This window comes from Tenacibaculum sp. L6, from assembly GCF_028823685.1.
Classification (GTDB): Bacteria; Bacteroidota; Bacteroidia; order Flavobacteriales; family Flavobacteriaceae; genus Polaribacter.
The window spans coordinates 1-16,233 of sequence record NZ_JAPEHZ010000029.1 but is presented as its reverse complement, the minus strand read 5'-3'; the positions used below and the strand labels follow the sequence as shown (position 1 = coordinate 16,233).

The 16,233-nt window shown below is 33.0% G+C and carries 17 protein-coding genes and 1 tRNA gene; 8 read left to right on the top strand and 10 right to left on the bottom strand.

All coding sequences use genetic code 11. From position 1 onward, the window contains the following. Position 1: 1 nt before the first annotated feature. The 3 genes from OU788_RS07225 to OU788_RS07215 all read right to left on the bottom strand — a co-directional run bounded on the left by OU788_RS07225 (position 2) and on the right by OU788_RS07215 (position 2,248). Entirely contained in the window at positions 2-679 is a 678-nt protein-coding gene (locus tag OU788_RS07225; RefSeq protein ID WP_274634540.1) for a hypothetical protein, read from the bottom strand. A gap of 261 nt (positions 680-940) precedes the next feature. Further along, complete coding sequence (locus OU788_RS07220; protein ID WP_274634539.1) at positions 941-1,594, bottom strand: response regulator; 654 nt, start codon at positions 1,592-1,594, stop codon at positions 941-943. Positions 1,595-1,813: 219 nt separating this feature from the next. Then, entirely contained in the window at positions 1,814-2,248 is a 435-nt protein-coding gene (locus OU788_RS07215; protein WP_274634538.1) for a DUF4293 domain-containing protein, read from the bottom strand. Between the two features lie 198 nt (positions 2,249-2,446). Between OU788_RS07215 and rho the strand changes: the two genes are divergently transcribed. After that, positions 2,447-4,057 carry a transcription termination factor Rho gene (rho, locus tag OU788_RS07210; protein ID WP_274634537.1) on the top strand — a complete coding sequence of 537 codons (1,611 nt, stop codon included), beginning with the start codon at positions 2,447-2,449 and terminating at the stop codon, positions 4,055-4,057. 45 nt (positions 4,058-4,102) lie between these two features. Here the strand turns inward: rho and OU788_RS07205 are convergent, their stop codons facing one another. From OU788_RS07205 to OU788_RS07195, 3 genes are read right to left on the bottom strand one after another with little or no spacing between them, the layout of a single operon-like run. Then, complete coding sequence (locus OU788_RS07205) at positions 4,103-4,651, bottom strand: 5-formyltetrahydrofolate cyclo-ligase (protein ID WP_274634536.1); 549 nt, start codon at positions 4,649-4,651, stop codon at positions 4,103-4,105. Positions 4,652-4,656: 5 nt separating this feature from the next. Continuing rightward, on the bottom strand, positions 4,657-5,022 hold the full coding sequence (locus OU788_RS07200; protein WP_274634535.1) for an MmcQ/YjbR family DNA-binding protein: 366 nt from the start codon (positions 5,020-5,022) through the stop codon (positions 4,657-4,659). Beyond that, positions 5,022-5,633 (bottom strand): DUF4230 domain-containing protein, encoded by a 612-nt coding sequence (locus tag OU788_RS07195; RefSeq protein ID WP_274634534.1) that lies wholly within the window; start codon positions 5,631-5,633, stop codon positions 5,022-5,024. Before OU788_RS07195 ends, OU788_RS07200 begins: the two co-directional genes overlap by 1 nt. A gap of 152 nt (positions 5,634-5,785) precedes the next feature. Between OU788_RS07195 and OU788_RS07190 the strand changes: the two genes are divergently transcribed. The 6 genes from OU788_RS07190 (at position 5,786) to OU788_RS07165 (ending at position 10,846) form a co-directional block, all read left to right on the top strand. Next, positions 5,786-6,883 carry a sensor histidine kinase gene (locus OU788_RS07190; RefSeq protein ID WP_274634556.1) on the top strand — a complete coding sequence of 366 codons (1,098 nt, stop codon included), beginning with the start codon at positions 5,786-5,788 and terminating at the stop codon, positions 6,881-6,883. 5 nt (positions 6,884-6,888) lie between these two features. After that, positions 6,889-8,214, top strand: a complete 1,326-nt coding sequence (locus tag OU788_RS07185) for a sigma-54-dependent transcriptional regulator (RefSeq protein WP_274634533.1) — start codon at positions 6,889-6,891, stop codon at positions 8,212-8,214. Positions 8,215-8,401: 187 nt separating this feature from the next. Continuing rightward, on the top strand, positions 8,402-8,572 hold the full coding sequence (locus tag OU788_RS07180) for a hypothetical protein (RefSeq protein ID WP_274634532.1): 171 nt from the start codon (positions 8,402-8,404) through the stop codon (positions 8,570-8,572). Positions 8,573-8,713: 141 nt separating this feature from the next. Beyond that, positions 8,714-10,015 carry a Glu/Leu/Phe/Val family dehydrogenase gene (locus OU788_RS07175; RefSeq protein WP_274634555.1) on the top strand — a complete coding sequence of 434 codons (1,302 nt, stop codon included), beginning with the start codon at positions 8,714-8,716 and terminating at the stop codon, positions 10,013-10,015. A gap of 12 nt (positions 10,016-10,027) precedes the next feature. Continuing rightward, positions 10,028-10,450, top strand: coding sequence for a GreA/GreB family elongation factor (locus OU788_RS07170; protein WP_274634531.1), 423 nt, complete (start codon positions 10,028-10,030; stop codon positions 10,448-10,450). Positions 10,451-10,465: 15 nt separating this feature from the next. Then, a complete protein-coding gene (locus OU788_RS07165; protein WP_274634530.1) occupies positions 10,466-10,846 on the top strand; it encodes a hypothetical protein in 381 nt (126 codons plus the stop codon). A 317-nt stretch (positions 10,847-11,163) separates the two neighbouring features. On the opposite strand, the gene OU788_RS07160 is transcribed toward OU788_RS07165, so the two are convergent. Continuing rightward, positions 11,164-11,238, bottom strand: a tRNA-Pro gene (locus OU788_RS07160). Positions 11,239-11,459: 221 nt separating this feature from the next. Here OU788_RS07160 and trxB point away from each other — a divergent pair. Continuing rightward, a complete protein-coding gene (trxB, locus tag OU788_RS07155; RefSeq protein WP_274634529.1) occupies positions 11,460-12,398 on the top strand; it encodes a thioredoxin-disulfide reductase in 939 nt (312 codons plus the stop codon). Between the two features lie 187 nt (positions 12,399-12,585). Here the strand turns inward: trxB and OU788_RS07150 are convergent, their stop codons facing one another. The 3 genes from OU788_RS07150 to OU788_RS07140 all read right to left on the bottom strand — a co-directional run bounded on the left by OU788_RS07150 (position 12,586) and on the right by OU788_RS07140 (position 15,997). Then, positions 12,586-12,807 (bottom strand): heavy-metal-associated domain-containing protein, encoded by a 222-nt coding sequence (locus OU788_RS07150; RefSeq protein WP_274634528.1) that lies wholly within the window; start codon positions 12,805-12,807, stop codon positions 12,586-12,588. Between the two features lie 119 nt (positions 12,808-12,926). Further along, positions 12,927-15,347, bottom strand: a complete 2,421-nt coding sequence (locus OU788_RS07145) for a heavy metal translocating P-type ATPase (RefSeq protein WP_274634527.1) — start codon at positions 15,345-15,347, stop codon at positions 12,927-12,929. An 86-nt stretch (positions 15,348-15,433) separates the two neighbouring features. Beyond that, positions 15,434-15,997, bottom strand: coding sequence for a helix-turn-helix domain-containing protein (locus tag OU788_RS07140; protein ID WP_274634526.1), 564 nt, complete (start codon positions 15,995-15,997; stop codon positions 15,434-15,436). Positions 15,998-16,233 lie beyond the last annotated feature (236 nt).

The following is a 16,233-nucleotide window of genomic DNA, read 5'->3' as shown; positions in this document are numbered from 1 at the left end:
ATTAAATAACTGTATCTCCGACAATTATAGATTTCGGTTTTCTCTCTGTATCTATTGCTTCTTCAGTTCTACTTGAGTACTTATGGTTTACAAAATCTAATTTTAATACATTTGAATCAGGTTGCATTTTTAGTTCTCTTGAAAATGTTTTCTGAGTTGAGGTACCGTTTGATAAATGTACTTCATAAGTTTCAATTTCTTCGTTGTAGTTAAAATCTGTGGCTACATTATCATTTATAGTAAAGTTTAACGTGTATGTTCCGTCTTCGTTTGCTGTAATGCTGTACGTACTTAAAAACTCGGTAACTCCTTTTGCAAAGGTAATATTGTCATCTTCAACATATATTTTAGTTGTTGTTCCTCTATTGGCTTCTAAAAACCCAATTTTTAAATGATCATTTTCAATAGAGAAATCGTTAGAATGTTTAGTAGCTGTTTTTTGAGAAACTTCAGCTAAGATGATCTCTTTTGAATTGTCTACATTGGTAACTGTGGTTACATCTGTATTGTTCGTAGTGTTAAAATCGATAGAGTAAGCGCCCGTAGCATCTCTTTTAAGAGTATACGATTGTAATAAGTTTTCTGGATTGCTTTCAATAGCTTCTGTTTCGTTAGAAGAACAAGAAGCAAATAAGATACTTAAGCTTAAAGCTAGGAAATAAGGAGTGATTTTTTTCATGACTAAATTTATAAATTACACTATTTTATATTAATATTTTATAAAATAGCGATGTACTTAGGATAGATATTAAGAGACGGGGGACTAATACCTCTTAGGGGGATAAAGAAAACAAAATGAAGGGGTTTTCTATACTATGTTTAATAACGCGTACATCGCTACTTTTTTTTGTGTAGTTGTTAAACGATGTATGATAATGTATAGACTCGGGGGGCTTCTTAATCTGGGGGACTAAAGAAAATTGAAGGGTTGATAATATCTTTACACTATTTTGTTTCTCACAGCATACATCGCTAAACCTACTACGTTTTTTACTTTTAATTTTTTATATAAATTACTTCTATATGTTTCTACTGTTTTTAAGCTAACATTTAATTTATCGGCAATCTCATAAGAACTTTTTCCTTCCGCAATTAATTTTAATACAGCAATTTCCCGCTCGGTTAAATCTCCATGTAAAAATTGAGGTTCAATAGTTTCTTTAAGGTCAGATGTATAAAGGTCTAATAGTTTTTCTTTAATGTCTTCGCTAATGTACTGTATGCCGTTGTGTACAACTTTAATGGCATCAATAATCTGTTCATTAGCGCTACTTTTGTCTACAAAACCGTTAGCTCCTAATGCAATCATTTCTTGCACAAGTTTAGGGTCACTTAAACTAGAAAGTATAATAGTTTTAATTTGTGTATTACGTTTTCTAAACGTTTTTAAAACTTCTATACCATCCATTTCAGGCATGTTAATGTCTAAAACTAATACATCGGCTGTATTGTTTGAGGACCAATTAATAACTTGCCTTCCTGTTAAAGAGTATCCTTCAACTTCAATGTCATCTTCAGTATTTAATAAAGCAATGACACCGTCAATTAATATCTTGTGGTCATCTGCTATGTGAACTTTAATCTTGTAATTCATGGTCGTTTACAGTTACAAATCTATAGTATAAAACTAGTGTGTGCAATACACAGTATCCCTAATTGTTACATTTAGAAATTAGGGATAACCCTGAGTTTTTTTTAACATTTCTTTAACATTTGTGTTTAGAAGTCAAGTAAATACAGGGTTTTTCAAAAATAAAAAACCGAGATGTAAATCTCGGTTTTTTTTCGCACTAAATATACTAAGATGTTAGGCTTATCGTAATCTATCAACAGATTTTACAAGATCTTCATCCTTCTTAATGGCCTTATTTGCTAAAAATAAAAGCAAAATAACAATGATAGGAAAGAACATCCCAATACCTTTCTCAGAAACCGAAGCTTCTCCAGATAATGTTTGTGATAAATAAATCAATATTCCTAATAAAAAAAGGTTTATCAATATGTTTAAGCGGTTTAGTACAAATTGTAATTGACGATTTTTAAATAGAAAAATAGCTACAATTGATACTAATGCTGAGATAAAAAAAGATACAGGAACCATCTTTTCTAAAAAAGAATTACTAGAAAATAAGTCTATAACATGAATAGTGGGACTTGTTTGAGTCGCCCAAAGATTTACCAAAAAAGTCAATCCTCCAGAGATAATTCCTGCAACTAAAAGATATATAGATTGTATTCTTTGTATCATAATTTTTTATCGGGAAGCAAATGTAATACTTCTTTTTTTAAAAAGAAATATTAGAAGTTAAATTATTTGTATATATTTGCCTTGTATGTAACCGCACAAAATTATTATATAGCCCCTATATAATTAGCAATCAAAACGAAACTTAATAAAAAAATAATTCTTTCACAAAGAATTTTAAGTAACTTAATTATTCAACGAATGTTCGATATTTCGGAATTAAAGACTAAAAAATTAGCTGATTTACAAGTTATAGCCAAAACTATAGGGCTGACTAAATTTAGTCAGTTAAAAAAGTTAGATTTAGTATACAAAATTATAGATGCGCAAGCAGAAGCAAGTGTTAATGAAGCTAAACCGAAGGCAGAAAAGCCAAAAAGGAAAAGAATAGCTAAAGCAGAAACCCCAGCAAACACTTCACAACAGCAAGAACAAGACAGCAAACCCGTAACTAAACCAGAAGCTAAAGAAGCAGTAGGAAAAGCGGAAACTGTTCAAAATGTTGCCAATAAATCTGAAGAGAAAAAGCAAAATCAGCAAGCGACTGAAGATAAAAAACAGCAACAGCCTCAAAACAAACAGCAAAATAAAAACCAAAATAGAGGTAATAAAAATAACAAGAATCAGAACCAAAATCAAAATACTTCAAAACAACACCATAAAAGTGGGAATAAGTATCGTGACCCTGATTTTGAGTTTGACGGTATTATTGAAAGTGAAGGTGTTTTAGAAATGATGCCTGACGGATATGGTTTCTTACGTTCTTCAGACTATAACTATTTATCATCACCAGATGATATTTATGTGTCACAATCTCAAATTAAATTATTCGGTTTAAAAACAGGAGATACGGTTCGCGGTAATGTACGTCCTCCAAAAGAAGGAGAAAAATACTTTCCTTTAATTAGAGTATCAAAAATCAATGGATTAAACCCGAATATTGTTAGAGATAGAGTTTCTTTTGAGCATTTAACGCCACTTTTTGCTGATGAAAAGTTCAATTTAGCAGAAAAAGGAAGTTCATTTTCTACAAGAATTATCGATTTGTTCTCTCCGATAGGAAAAGGACAACGTGGTATGATTGTAGCACAACCTAAAACGGGTAAAACAATGTTATTAAAGGATGTTGCAAATGCAATTGCAGCAAATCATCCAGAGGTATACCAAATTGTTTTATTAATTGATGAGCGTCCTGAAGAGGTTACCGATATGCAACGTAGTGTTCGTGGAGAAGTAGTTGCGTCTACGTTTGACGAGCCAGCTGAGAAACATGTACGTGTAGCAAATATTGTATTAGAAAAAGCAAAACGTTTAGTTGAATGCGGTCATGATGTGGTGATTTTGTTAGATTCGATAACGCGTTTAGCGAGAGCTTATAACACGGTAGCACCAGCATCTGGAAAGATTTTATCAGGGGGTATTGACGCGAACGCTTTACACAAACCAAAACGTTTCTTTGGAGCGGCACGTAATATTGAAAATGGTGGTTCATTAACCATTATTGCTACGGCACTTACCGAAACTGGTTCTAAAATGGATGAGGTAATCTTTGAAGAATTCAAAGGAACTGGTAACATGGAGTTACAATTAGATCGTAATATTGCTAACCGTAGAATTTACCCTGCAATTGACTTAATCAAGTCGAGCACACGTCGTGATGATTTATTATTAGATGATAAAACAGTACAACGTATGTGGGTGTTGCGTAAATACTTAGCTGATATGAACCCAATTGAGGCAATGGAATTTATTCAAGATAGAATTAAGAGATCGTTAAACAACGAAGAGTTCTTAATTTCTATGAATGGATAATCATTCGTATATAAAAATAAAAAATCCCGCACTTAGCGGGATTTTTTATTTTGGATATATTACAAAATCTAACGGAACGTCAAACTCGTGCGTGTCTTCTATTTTTTTAATAGGAGGGAAGAAGTTAAGTCCGATGGTTTGGGTATCTTCTCTACATTCTGATAAAAATCGGTCATAAAAGCCTTTTCCGTAGCCAACTCGGTAGTGATCTTCGTCAGAAATGAGCATAGGAACGAAAACCAAATCGATATTTTTTACAGCAACTTCTTCTGCATTAACAGGTTCAGGAACACCAAATTTGTTGAGATTTAATTTAGTGTCTTCATCAAAATAAAAATGAGAAAGTGTATCGTTTTCAAAATTACAGCGACTTACAATAATTCTTTTTCCTTTTTCTCTAAAGAAATTGATAATTGGTAAAGTATCAATCTCGTTGAATTTTCGCATGGATAAAAACAAATGAACATTGCTAATTGTATCTGTCTTTAGTTCAAAAATTTGCTGATAAATACTTTTATGTAGCTGTTCTTTTTCCGTTTCGGTAAGATCGTTTCTTTTCTGTTTGTATAGTTTTCTAAGTTCAGATTTAAGCATATTTATTACATCGATTTTAATTCTTCTTGTAATTTTTTAGTTAATCCTTTTACGACAAGATCATAAGAATGATCAATCAGTTCAAAAGCGAAAGAATCAGAAACATCATGGTTTAAAGTAACCGTATTCCAATGTACTTTACTCATGTGAAATCCTGGATTGATACTTTCATATTCTGCACGTAATTCTTCTGACCATTCAGGATCACATTTTAAGTTGACTTTTGTCTCACCTTGTTCCCAGCTATCTAAACCAACCAAAGCATACATTTTTCCCATTACTTTAAAAACCAACGTAACTTCATCAAAAGGGAAGTGTTCTGTCACTCCTTTTTTATTGATACAGTAATTGCGTAATTCTTCAATATTCATTATTCAATATACTTTTGAGTGGTTTCAGAAATTTCTAAAGCAGAATAATCTAGTTTCCATCCAATGGTTTCAACCAAGTTTTGCATTAAAGTAACGGCTTCTAAAGCTTCTTTATTGGCGGTTTGCATTAGGTTACTTTCAGGAATTTTTTGAAGAATATGTTCTCTTGCTTCTTTGTTTACTTCGGTTAAATCTTCTGAACTAAACTTGTTAAGTAATCCGTTTTGAATATCATAAAAACGTAAATTAGGTTCTATTGAAAACACTTCTGGCTGAGGGAATTCAGAAAGAACCAATACCTTTTTCTTCGTATCTGTATGCATTTTAATTTTTCTAAAATCAAAACCAATATGCACTTTGGCATTGATTAAAATAATGGCTTTCTTCTTACTAGAAACTAATCCTAAAAACTTTTCTTTGGTGTTTTCGTGATGATAAATCTCAGCAAATTCTCCTTCAACAGTAATTAGTTTAGATACTTTTTTAATCTTATCTAACAGTACCACCGATTGTTTTTCAGTTAAATTTTTTCTTTTAACTGTTGTAAACTTATTAAAAATGTAATAGGATATAATAGCACCTCCTGCCAATCCTAAAAAAAGTAATTCCATAAACACGAATTTACGTAAAATAGGTAAAGCATAAAAGAGAATATATGCTGTAGGAGTTTTTTAGGAGGAAAGTGAGCAAAGGAGAGTTATTTTGTATTTTTATGCTGTTATTATTTCAGTTATCTTCACTGTAACAAAATCGTATTAAATTGATGAAAGTATCAAGCAACACCGAAGCAGAATTACAAGAACGTATTAAAGAGCTAACATGCCTTTACAAGGTGACTTCTTTAATAATAAATGCAGATCTTGAGCAGATAGATGTTACTTTAAAAGCAATTGCCTATAGTTTAAAAAAGGCGCTTCAATTTCCTAAAAACACCGAAGTAGTTATTGAAATAGAAGGAAATATAATAGAAAATAAATCGATAAAAAATAGTATTTGTATTATTTCAAGTGATATTCCCGTATTTAATTTATCAAAAGGTAATATAAAGGCATATATAAAGGGAAAAGAATTTAAAGAAAATCTATATCTAAAAGAAGAACAAGAGTTGTTTGATTCGGTAGCTATAAAAATAGGCGGACTTTTAGAGCGAATAGAAATAAAGAAGAATGAATTGTCTATGAGGCGTAAGATGGAGCACGCAGATCGATTGTCTATTTTGGGAGAATTAACTGCAGGTATAGCTCATGAATTGAATACTCCGTTAGCTAATATTTTAGGTTTTTCAGAATTATTAAAGGCAGATTTAAAAGAAAATAACAAGGCACTTCAAGATGTAGAAAAAATTATTCAAAGTGCTATTTTTTCAAGAGAGGTGGTTAAAAAGTTAATGTACTTTGCTTGCGAAATGCCTAATGAAATGAAGCAAGTAAACATTGTTCCTAGTATAAAAAGCGCTATAGATTTATTAGACGCAACATTTAGAAAACACGAGGTAAAGTATATTGTAAAAGTTGAAGATGAAGAGTTGTTGTTGAGGGCTGATACCGTGCAGCTAACACAAATAATTTTCAATCTTACGATTAATGCAATTTATTTTTCTCCTAAAAACGGATTAGTTATAATCGAAACTTTTCAAACGGATAATGAAGTAGTTCTTAGAATTTCTGATGAAGGAAAAGGACTTACGGCAGAAGCTCTCGAAAAAGTATTTCAGCCTTTCTTTACCACCAAACCGACAGGAGAAGGTACTGGTTTAGGGCTAAGTGTTGTGCACGGAATTGTATCGAGTCATAAAGGAACGATAACAGCGAAAAATGGCAGCGAAAAAGGTGCTATCTTTGAAGTAAGGTTACCAAAATAGAAGAAATGCAACTAAAAAAAGAAAATATACTGATAGTAGATGATGATGTTCATATTTTAGAATTGTTGCACAGGCATTTACAATCTTGGAACTACCATACCTATAAAGCGGTTTCTGTCAAAGAAGCAGTAGCAATTTTAAGAGATACATCAATAGATTTATTGATTACCGATTTAAAAATGCCTGAGGTTGATGGTTTTGAACTTGTAAAGTTTGTTTCTGAACATTATCCGAAATTGCCTAAACTTATTGTAACAGGGTATCCTTCTGTACAAGACTCTCTTGAAGCAATTAAATCTGGAGTAGTAGCTTATTTAACTAAGCCTTTTACGAAAAGTGAGTTAAAAGAAGCGATGGTTGATGCCTTGAAAAAGTCGAGAATTACACAAGATTCTACTACTCAAAAAAAGGAGCATAAAGAATTTTATGGAGACATGATAGGAGCTTCTGAAAAAATTAATGAAATATTTCAGATCATTGATCGTGTTAAAAATAACAAAGCAACCGTTTCTATCAAAGGAGAAAGTGGAACGGGAAAAGAGTTGGTGGCACGTGCGATACATTATGAAGGAAAGTTTTCAAAAGAACCCTACATAGCTGTAAACTGCGGAGCCATTCCAGAAAACTTGTTAGAGTCTGAATTGTTCGGATATGTAAAAGGTGCTTTTACGGGAGCAGATAAAAATAGAGAAGGATTTTTTCAGGCTGCGAATGGAGGAACTATTTTTTTAGATGAAATAGGGAATGCCTCGTTAAATGTACAAGCTAAATTGTTAAGAGCACTTCAAGAAAAAGAAGTAGTAAAAGTAGGAGCGCAAAAAGCAGAAAAAGTTGATGTTAGAATTATTGCAGCTACAAATAATAACTTGAAAGAAATGATTCAAGAAGGTTCTTTCAGGGAAGACTTGTTTTACAGACTAACAGTAGTTGAAATTGAAGTACCACCATTAAGAGAACGAAAAGAAGATATTTCAATGTTGGCTGAAAAGTTTCTTTTTAAATACGGAGTTGAGTATAAAGACAGGTTTGTAAAGATGAGTCCGAAAGCTTTGGCTATTTTAATGCGTTATGATTGGCCAGGAAATATTAGAGAATTAGAAAACATTATACAACGTGCTGTGATAATGTGTGATAGAGTAGTAGAGGTAGAGCATTTGCCAGATTCATTAAAGTACAATGTAGACTTTTCAGAAGAAGGATTAATCTCTTTAAAAGAGATGGAAAAGCGCCACATACAAAATGTTTTAAATGCTACTAATAATAATAAAACCCAAGCTGCTAAAATTCTTCAAATAGATCGCAAAACCTTACGAGAAAAACTTAAAGAATAAGAAGTCAATTCCTTGGGACTTTTTTACTCGCCTGAGGAAAAACTCCCCACTATAAATTTTGCCATAAATTTTATTAAAGATCTCAAGCCCTTGAAAATAAAGGGCTTTTTTCGTTCTTGTGTTTTTTGGCACATTTAACGGCACATCATTTGCCTTTAATGAAACAGAAATAAAACGAAACAATTTTATGAATGCAAACCCTTTCAATATTTGTCCGTCGTGTGCGTATATAGACACATGTGTATTGACCAAATCAAAAGAAAAAGTTTGGTCATGTAGTGAATATAATGAGGTAAAATGCAATGAAGAGGTTCAGAAAGAAGTAATCGCTGAAAAAGAAGAGGTAGAATTTGTGTAAAAAACAAAAGAATTAAGTTAAAGACTAAATAACAGTTTTTTTACATTAGCAGCCTTAAAACAGACTTACTAAATTTATGAATGTATGAAGAATACAAAAAGTGAAATTTCAGATAGAGAATCGAACTCAAACACAAAAGAGATGACATTAACAAAAGAGTTAAAAGTACCACCGAAGCCTAAGAATGCTAGAGGTATGGTTGATAATGTACTAGAGCAATTCAATAGTGCATCAGACCAAATAGGGTTACACCCAAATATCCGTAAAATATTAAGTATTACTAATAACGAAGTCATTGTTAACTTTCCTGTAAAAATGGATAACGGAGACGTTGAAATTTTTCAAGGATACCGTGTACAACACAACAATGCATTAGGACCTTATAAAGGAGGTTTACGTTACCACCCAACTGTAGATATCGATGCAGCTAGAGCTTTAGCTATGTGGATGACTTGGAAAACTTCATTAGCAGGCTTACCATACGGTGGAGGTAAAGGAGGTATTCAATTAGATCCTTCTAAATATTCTAAAGATGAATTAGAACGTATTACTAGACGTTTTACGTATGCTTTAGGAGATAACATTGGACCAGAACACGATATTCCTGCGCCAGATGTTAATACAAACGCGCAAACAATGGCGTGGATGGCTGATACGTATATGAGCACTAAAGCTCCTGCTGCCCGTTCAATGAACCAACACGTAGTTACAGGAAAACCAATTGGTAGTGGTGGTTTAGAAGGAAGAGATAGAGCTACTGGTTACGGTGTTTTCTTAACTATCAAATTTTGGATAGAAGGAAATAACGAAACTTTAGAAGGAAAAACGTTCATCGTTCAAGGATTTGGAAACGTAGGATATTGGGCAGCATATTTCTTAGAGCAAGAAGGAGCTAAAATGATAGGAGTTCAAGATGCTTATGGAAGTATTAAGAATGTTAACGGAATTAAGGTAGAAGATCTTTTCAACTATACAAAAGCGAATAACGGAAGTTTAGTTGGTTACCCAGAGTCTGAGGCTATGGAAAAAGAAGATTTCTTTGCGCTTGATTGTGATATCTGTATCCCAGCAGCTTTAGGAAACCAAATAACCGAAAAGAATGCTCACTTAGTAAAAGCTAAATTAATAGCTGAAGGAGCAAATGGTCCAACAAATGTCGAAGGAGAGAAAATTTTGTTAGAAAATGGAGTAACAATTATTCCAGACATTTTATGTAATTCAGGAGGGGTTATTACAAGTTATTTTGAATGGCTTCAAAACCGTAACGGTGAGTTATGGGATATGGAAGAAGTAATTCAAAGGCTAGATAAAAAGTTAAAAGAGTCATATACAAAAGTTTCTGATTACGCTAAGTTAGAAGGAATTGATATGCGTAAAGCTGCATATTGTATAGCTATTCAACGAATAGAAAGAGCTTATGTTCAACGTGGAATTTTCCCATAAAGAGTATCATAAATGAAGCACGGAAGTTTAATTTTAGAAAAAAAAGAGTACGTATATATTAAAAGTTTGCTGAATGTTTCAGAGCATTCTGAAGGTCATCAAGTTCAAAAATCATTAATAAAGTTTGCTGAAGAATTAAAAACAGCAATCATTTTAGATGAAGAAGAAATGTTAGATGATGTAGTACGCTTAAACACTACGGTTACTGTAGCTTCTGGTAATGTTTGGGAAAAAACGATACAGATTGTAAAGCCAACAGAAAAAGACCTGAAAAATGATAAGGTTTCTATATTAACTCCAATAGGAATAGCCCTTTTTGGATATGCATTAAACGATGTTGTTCATTGGGAATTTCCAGGAGGAAATAAAGAAGTTAAAATTTTAAAGGTTACTCAAGAAGTAGTAGGAAGCGAAAACCTCAATTCCTTAATTTAAAATACTATAAAAGTTATGACACTTAATAATAGCGATATAGATGTAGTACACAAGTACAATCATGTAGAACTAAAAGGGTGGGTAGATCAATTACAGTATATAGATAAAGAGATTGATAACCTTTTAAATTTATATGCAAACGCTTTAGGAGAAAAAAGTATTCCAACAGGAACACAAGAGCTTTTCTCTGAAAGAAAAAAATTAAACAAAGCGCTTTACGAAAAAGTGCTACCATATTCAATTACCTATACTAATGTTGCAGAATGTGATGACATTCAATGTGATATGGCATATTTAGGAGAGTATGATAGATTACGAGAAAATTATAAAGATAATTTAGAGGCTTACCAACAACTAAAAGATAAGTTGTTTGAAGAGGCTCTAAGAAAAGAATAACATACTTGTGAAAGCAAGTTTGTTAGATTAGTAGATTTAGTTGATAAACCTTGGGATGAGAATCCCAAGGTTTCTGTTTTTTAACAGACTTATTTTATTGATAAATACAGTAAGTTTAACTTTTTAATTATAATTCATACATACTAAGTAGATGAAAATGCACTAAAAACAAGCTAACTGTTTTTGGTACAGTGGTTCTTTAGAAGTATTTTATAAAATAGGAAGTTTATGGTTTTGAAGGAAATTAATAGTGATTGAGTAAAACAATATTAAAATAAAAAATCCTGTTAATCGAAAGATTAACAGGTTTTTGTTTGTCGGGGTGGCAGGATTCGAACCTGCGACCTCCTGCTCCCAAAGCAGGCGCGATGACCGGGCTACGCTACACCCCGAAAAGTGTAAAACTCGTAGTGTAGTTTATCTCGAGTTATACGAGAGGCTACACCCCGTGTTAATTGGGACTGCAAATGTAGAAAAAAAAAGTAAACTACAAATAAAAAAATGATTTTTTTGTCAAATAATCTGACCTTATAAAACGATAGTTAAAATATATTTAAAAGAAGATAATAGAAGTAAAAAAAAATTACATTTGTAACTTCAAAATTTTAAGATAATGGCAGAAAAAATTAAATGTTTGATTATTGGATCTGGTCCTGCAGGATATACAGCGGCAATTTATGCAGCAAGAGCAGATATGAAACCAGTTATGTACACAGGAATGCAAATGGGAGGGCAGTTGACAACAACTACTGAAGTTGATAATTTTCCAGGATACCCTAAAGGAACTGATGGTACAGCAATGATGGAAGATTTAAAAAGTCAAGCAGAGCGTTTTGGAACTGATGTTCGTTTTGGAATGGTTACTAAAGTTGAATTTTCTGAAGAAGAAGGAGGAGTTCACAAAGTAATCGTAGACGACACAACAGAGATCGAAGCACAAACCGTAATTATCTCTACAGGAGCTACTGCTAAATATTTAGGATTAGAGAGTGAACAACGTTTAATAGGTGGTGGAGTTTCAGCTTGTGCTACTTGTGACGGATTCTTTTATAAAGGTCAAGAAGTTGTGGTTGTAGGAGCAGGAGATACCGCTGCTGAAGAGGCAACGTATTTAGCGAACATTTGTAGTAAAGTAACTATGTTAGTTCGTAAAGATTATATGCGTGCTTCTAAGGCAATGCAACACCGTGTGAATAAAACAGAAAATATTACAGTAATGTACAATACTGAAATAGATGAAGTTTTAGGAGAGAATGTTGTTGAAGGTGTTCGTGCTGTAAACAATGAAACAGGAGAGAAAACAGAAATTCCTGTAACAGGAGTGTTTGTTGCTATCGGACACAAACCTAACACTGAATTGTTTAAAGGAGTGTTAGAAATGGATGAAACAGGTTATTTAATCACCAAAGGAAAGTCTACAAAAACTAATTTACCAGGAGTTTTTGCAGCAGGTGATGTACAAGATAAAGAATACCGTCAAGCAGTAACAGCAGCTGGTACAGGATGTATGGCAGCGTTAGATGCAGAACGTTATTTAGGTGCGTTAGCATAAGCCCTAAAACAAAAAAATAAAAAAAAGGACTAAAGAGCTCTTAAATTTTTAAGAGCTCTTTTTTTATGGATGAAAATCATGTTCATTTTTAATGTGATCTATTCTTTTCAACAGATAGTTTTATGGTTTTAGAAACTTTAAATTCTCCTTTGGGTCCTATTTTGTAAATAAACTATATTCTTGCTTTTTATACTAAAGGCTCAGCTTTAAAACCTTTACTTTTTACAATAGTAATTACTTCATCCGCAGTAATTCCTTTAGAGCTTACGGTAAGAATTTTATCCTCTAAATTAGTATCTACATTCCAATGGCAAATACCTTCAGCACTGTCTAAATCAGCTTGTACTTTTGATACACACCCTCCGCAGTTAAGGTTTGTTTTGAATTTTAACTCTTTATTATTTTCCATGAGATTAAAAATTTATTTGTTATTGAATACTGCAAATTTCAGCACAACACCGTTGTTTGTTGTTGTACAATTTTAAGATTGATTTGTGAGATTTACAGATTTAATCACTAAGTTAGATTTTACTTTTTCCATTTTAAACGTAAGCTATTGGTAACTACACTAACACTACTCATAGCCATAGCTGCACCAGCAATCATAGGGTTTAATAAGAAACCATTAAATGGATATAAAATACCAGCAGCAATAGGAATACCAATAAGGTTGTAAATAAATGCCCAAAACAGGTTTTGTTTAATGGTAGCTACCGTTTGTTTTGAAAGCTTTATAGCTTGTGGTATTTTACTTAGGTCAGATGATATAATGGTCATTTTAGCAACATCCATTGCAATATCACTACCTTTTCCCATGGCAATACTTACATCAGCAGTAGCTAGGGCAGTACTGTCGTTAATACCATCACCCACCATAGCAACGGTTTTTCCTTGTTGCTGTAACTCTTTTACAAAATCAGCTTTGTGTTGTGGTAATACTTCAGCTTTGTAATGTTGAATACCTGTTTCTTCTGCAATAGATTTTGCGGTAGCTTCGTTGTCACCTGTAAGCATGTATAGTTCAATGTCCATAGCTTGTAGTTCCTTAATAGCTTGTACTGTGGTTTCTTTTATTTTGTCTGAAATAGCAAGTACAGAAAGTGCTTCTTTACTATTAGCAAACCAAATAACGGTTTTAGCCTGTTTGCTCCATTCATCTGCTTGTTTTAAAAGTTCGTCTGCTATGGTAATCTTATTTTCAGCCAACAACTTTTTATTACCCACAAAAAAGGTTTCTCCGTTATAATCTGCCTTAGCACCCTTGCCCGTAATACTGTCGAAATTTGTTAGTGGGGTAGTGGCAGTATCTCCTAAAAACTTTACAACAGCTTCTGCTAATGGATGTTCAGATTTTTTCTCGATACTTAAAAGTATGTTCTTAGCGGTATCATTATTCTGTAACCAAGATATACCTGTAACCTCTGGTTTTCCCTCGGTAATAGTTCCTGTTTTATCTAAAATAATAGCGTTTACTTTTTTAGCCAATTCAAGACTTTCAGCATCTTTAATTAAAATACCTTTTTCTGCACCTTTACCAACACCCACCATAATAGCGGTAGGAGTAGCAAGTCCTAAAGCACAAGGGCATGCAATAACCAATACGGTGATAGCAGCTAACAATCCCTGAACCAATCCGTTATCACCCCCTAAAATAAACCATATAATAAATGTAATAACAGCAATACTCATTACCACAGGAACGAAAATACCTGCAATTTTGTCAACCAATTTCTGTACAGGAGCTTTACTACCTTGTGCATCTTGCACCATTTTAATAATTTGAGCTAGCATGGTTTCTTTACCAACCTTAACGGCTTTGAATTGGAAACTTCCTTTTTGATTGATGGTTCCTGCAAATACTTTTTCATTTTCTTCTTTTAGTACCGGAACAGGTTCACCACTTAACATACTTTCATCTACATACGAGCTTCCAGAGGTAACCATACCGTCTACCGCAATTTTTTCTCCTGGTTTAACAAGAATAGTATCATTTACGTTCACTTCTTCAATAGCAGTTTGCTTTTCCGTTCCGTCAGGTTGTATAACAACCACCGTTTTAGGTTGTAGCCCCATCAATTTTTTAATGGCAGATGAGGTGTTTCCTTTGGCTTTTTCTTCTAATAGTTTTCCTAACAGAATAAATGCGATAATAACCGCAGCTGCCTCAAAATATACATGTGCTTCTAATCCTCTAGATTCCCAAAACTTAGGAAATAACATATTGAATACACTAAATATATACGCTATACCTGTACTTAAAGCGACCAAAGTGTCCATGTTTGCAGAACGATGTTTGGCTTGCTTCCATGCATTGATAAAAAAGTCTTTTCCAAACCATAATAATACGGGGGTAGAGAAGGCCCACATAATAGGGTTAGCATAAGGCATATTCATAAAAAACATACCAATAACCACAACTACAGGCAACGAAAGTAATACCGACCATGTGGTTTTGGTTTTTAGTTGCTTGAACTTCTTTTCATGAATAGCTTCGAGGGTTTCTTGTTGTTTGGTTTCCTCTTCAATTAACAAATCATAACCCGCACCTTGTACTGCTTTTTGCAATTTTGTAGCATTAGTCATGTTTGGAAGATATTCTACCGTTAAATTTCCACTAGCAAAATTTACTGAGGCATTTACGACACCTGGTTCGTAGCTAACAATACTTTCAGCACTTCCTGCACATGAGGCACAAGTCATACCCAATACTGGAAATACTTTTTTAACGGTGGTTACACCGTAGCCCAAATCTTTTATAGCGGTAACGGCGTTCGCAAGAATTTCTTCGTTAGTAATCGTAATAGCAGCTCTTTGGTTGTTTAGTTCTACTTTATGGGTTTCAATCCCCTCAACCTGTGCTAATCCTTTTTCAACGATTAAAGCACAGTGTTCACTTTCCACACCTTCTAGAGGTAGGTAAATGATATCTTTATTGTTATTTGTTGCCATTTTTTTACTGTATTAATTGTACAATACAAAGTTGGCATTAAGTTAGAGAAAATTTATTGTGGAATTTTGGAATTGATTTATAAGATTTACACCTCGTCTAATGGTTTTCTTCTGTCTTTACGGATTTTTTTAAAGTGACTAGGCGTTAATCCTGTAACTTTTTTAAACTGATTGCTTAAATATGCCACGCTTGAATAGTGTAAACGGAAAGCAATTTCACTTAAGGATAATTCATCGTAAACAAGTAATTCTTTTACCTTTTCTATTTTTTGAGCAATAAAATACTTTTCAATAGTAGTACCTTCTACTTCAGAAAAAAGGTTGGATAAGTAATTATAATCGTGATGTAGTTCGTTGCTTAATAGTTCAGATAAGTTAACTTTTGTTTCACTATCTTGATGGTGTACCAAATTGATGATTAAGTTTTTAATCTTTTCAATAATGCGACTTTTTTTATCATCAATAATTTCGAAGCCTAAATCAAGTAAAATCTTATCTAGATGTTCTTTTTCATGTGAAGTAAGTTCTTTTTCGAGTATAACCTCACCCAATTTAATGCTTTTAACACCAATACCTAATTTGTCTAATTCATTTTGAATGACTAGGATACAGCGGTTGCAAACCATGTTTTTGATAAAAAGCGTCATCATATTTTTCCTACTCTATAAATTTTGTTTTTCAATCAGTTAAATTTTCAGCGGTTAGTTTGGGCATTGCACACAACGGTCTCGGCTATGAGTAGTTGCGTGGTTTAGAACTCAACTTTGCAAATACAAACCGAATAGAAAATCCGCGAGGATTTTCGTAAGTAGGCGAGAACCAGCCATTAATTATACACGTCTTAAGTTAGCAATTGTTTAAATTTAGTAATAAAAACCAGAAAGAA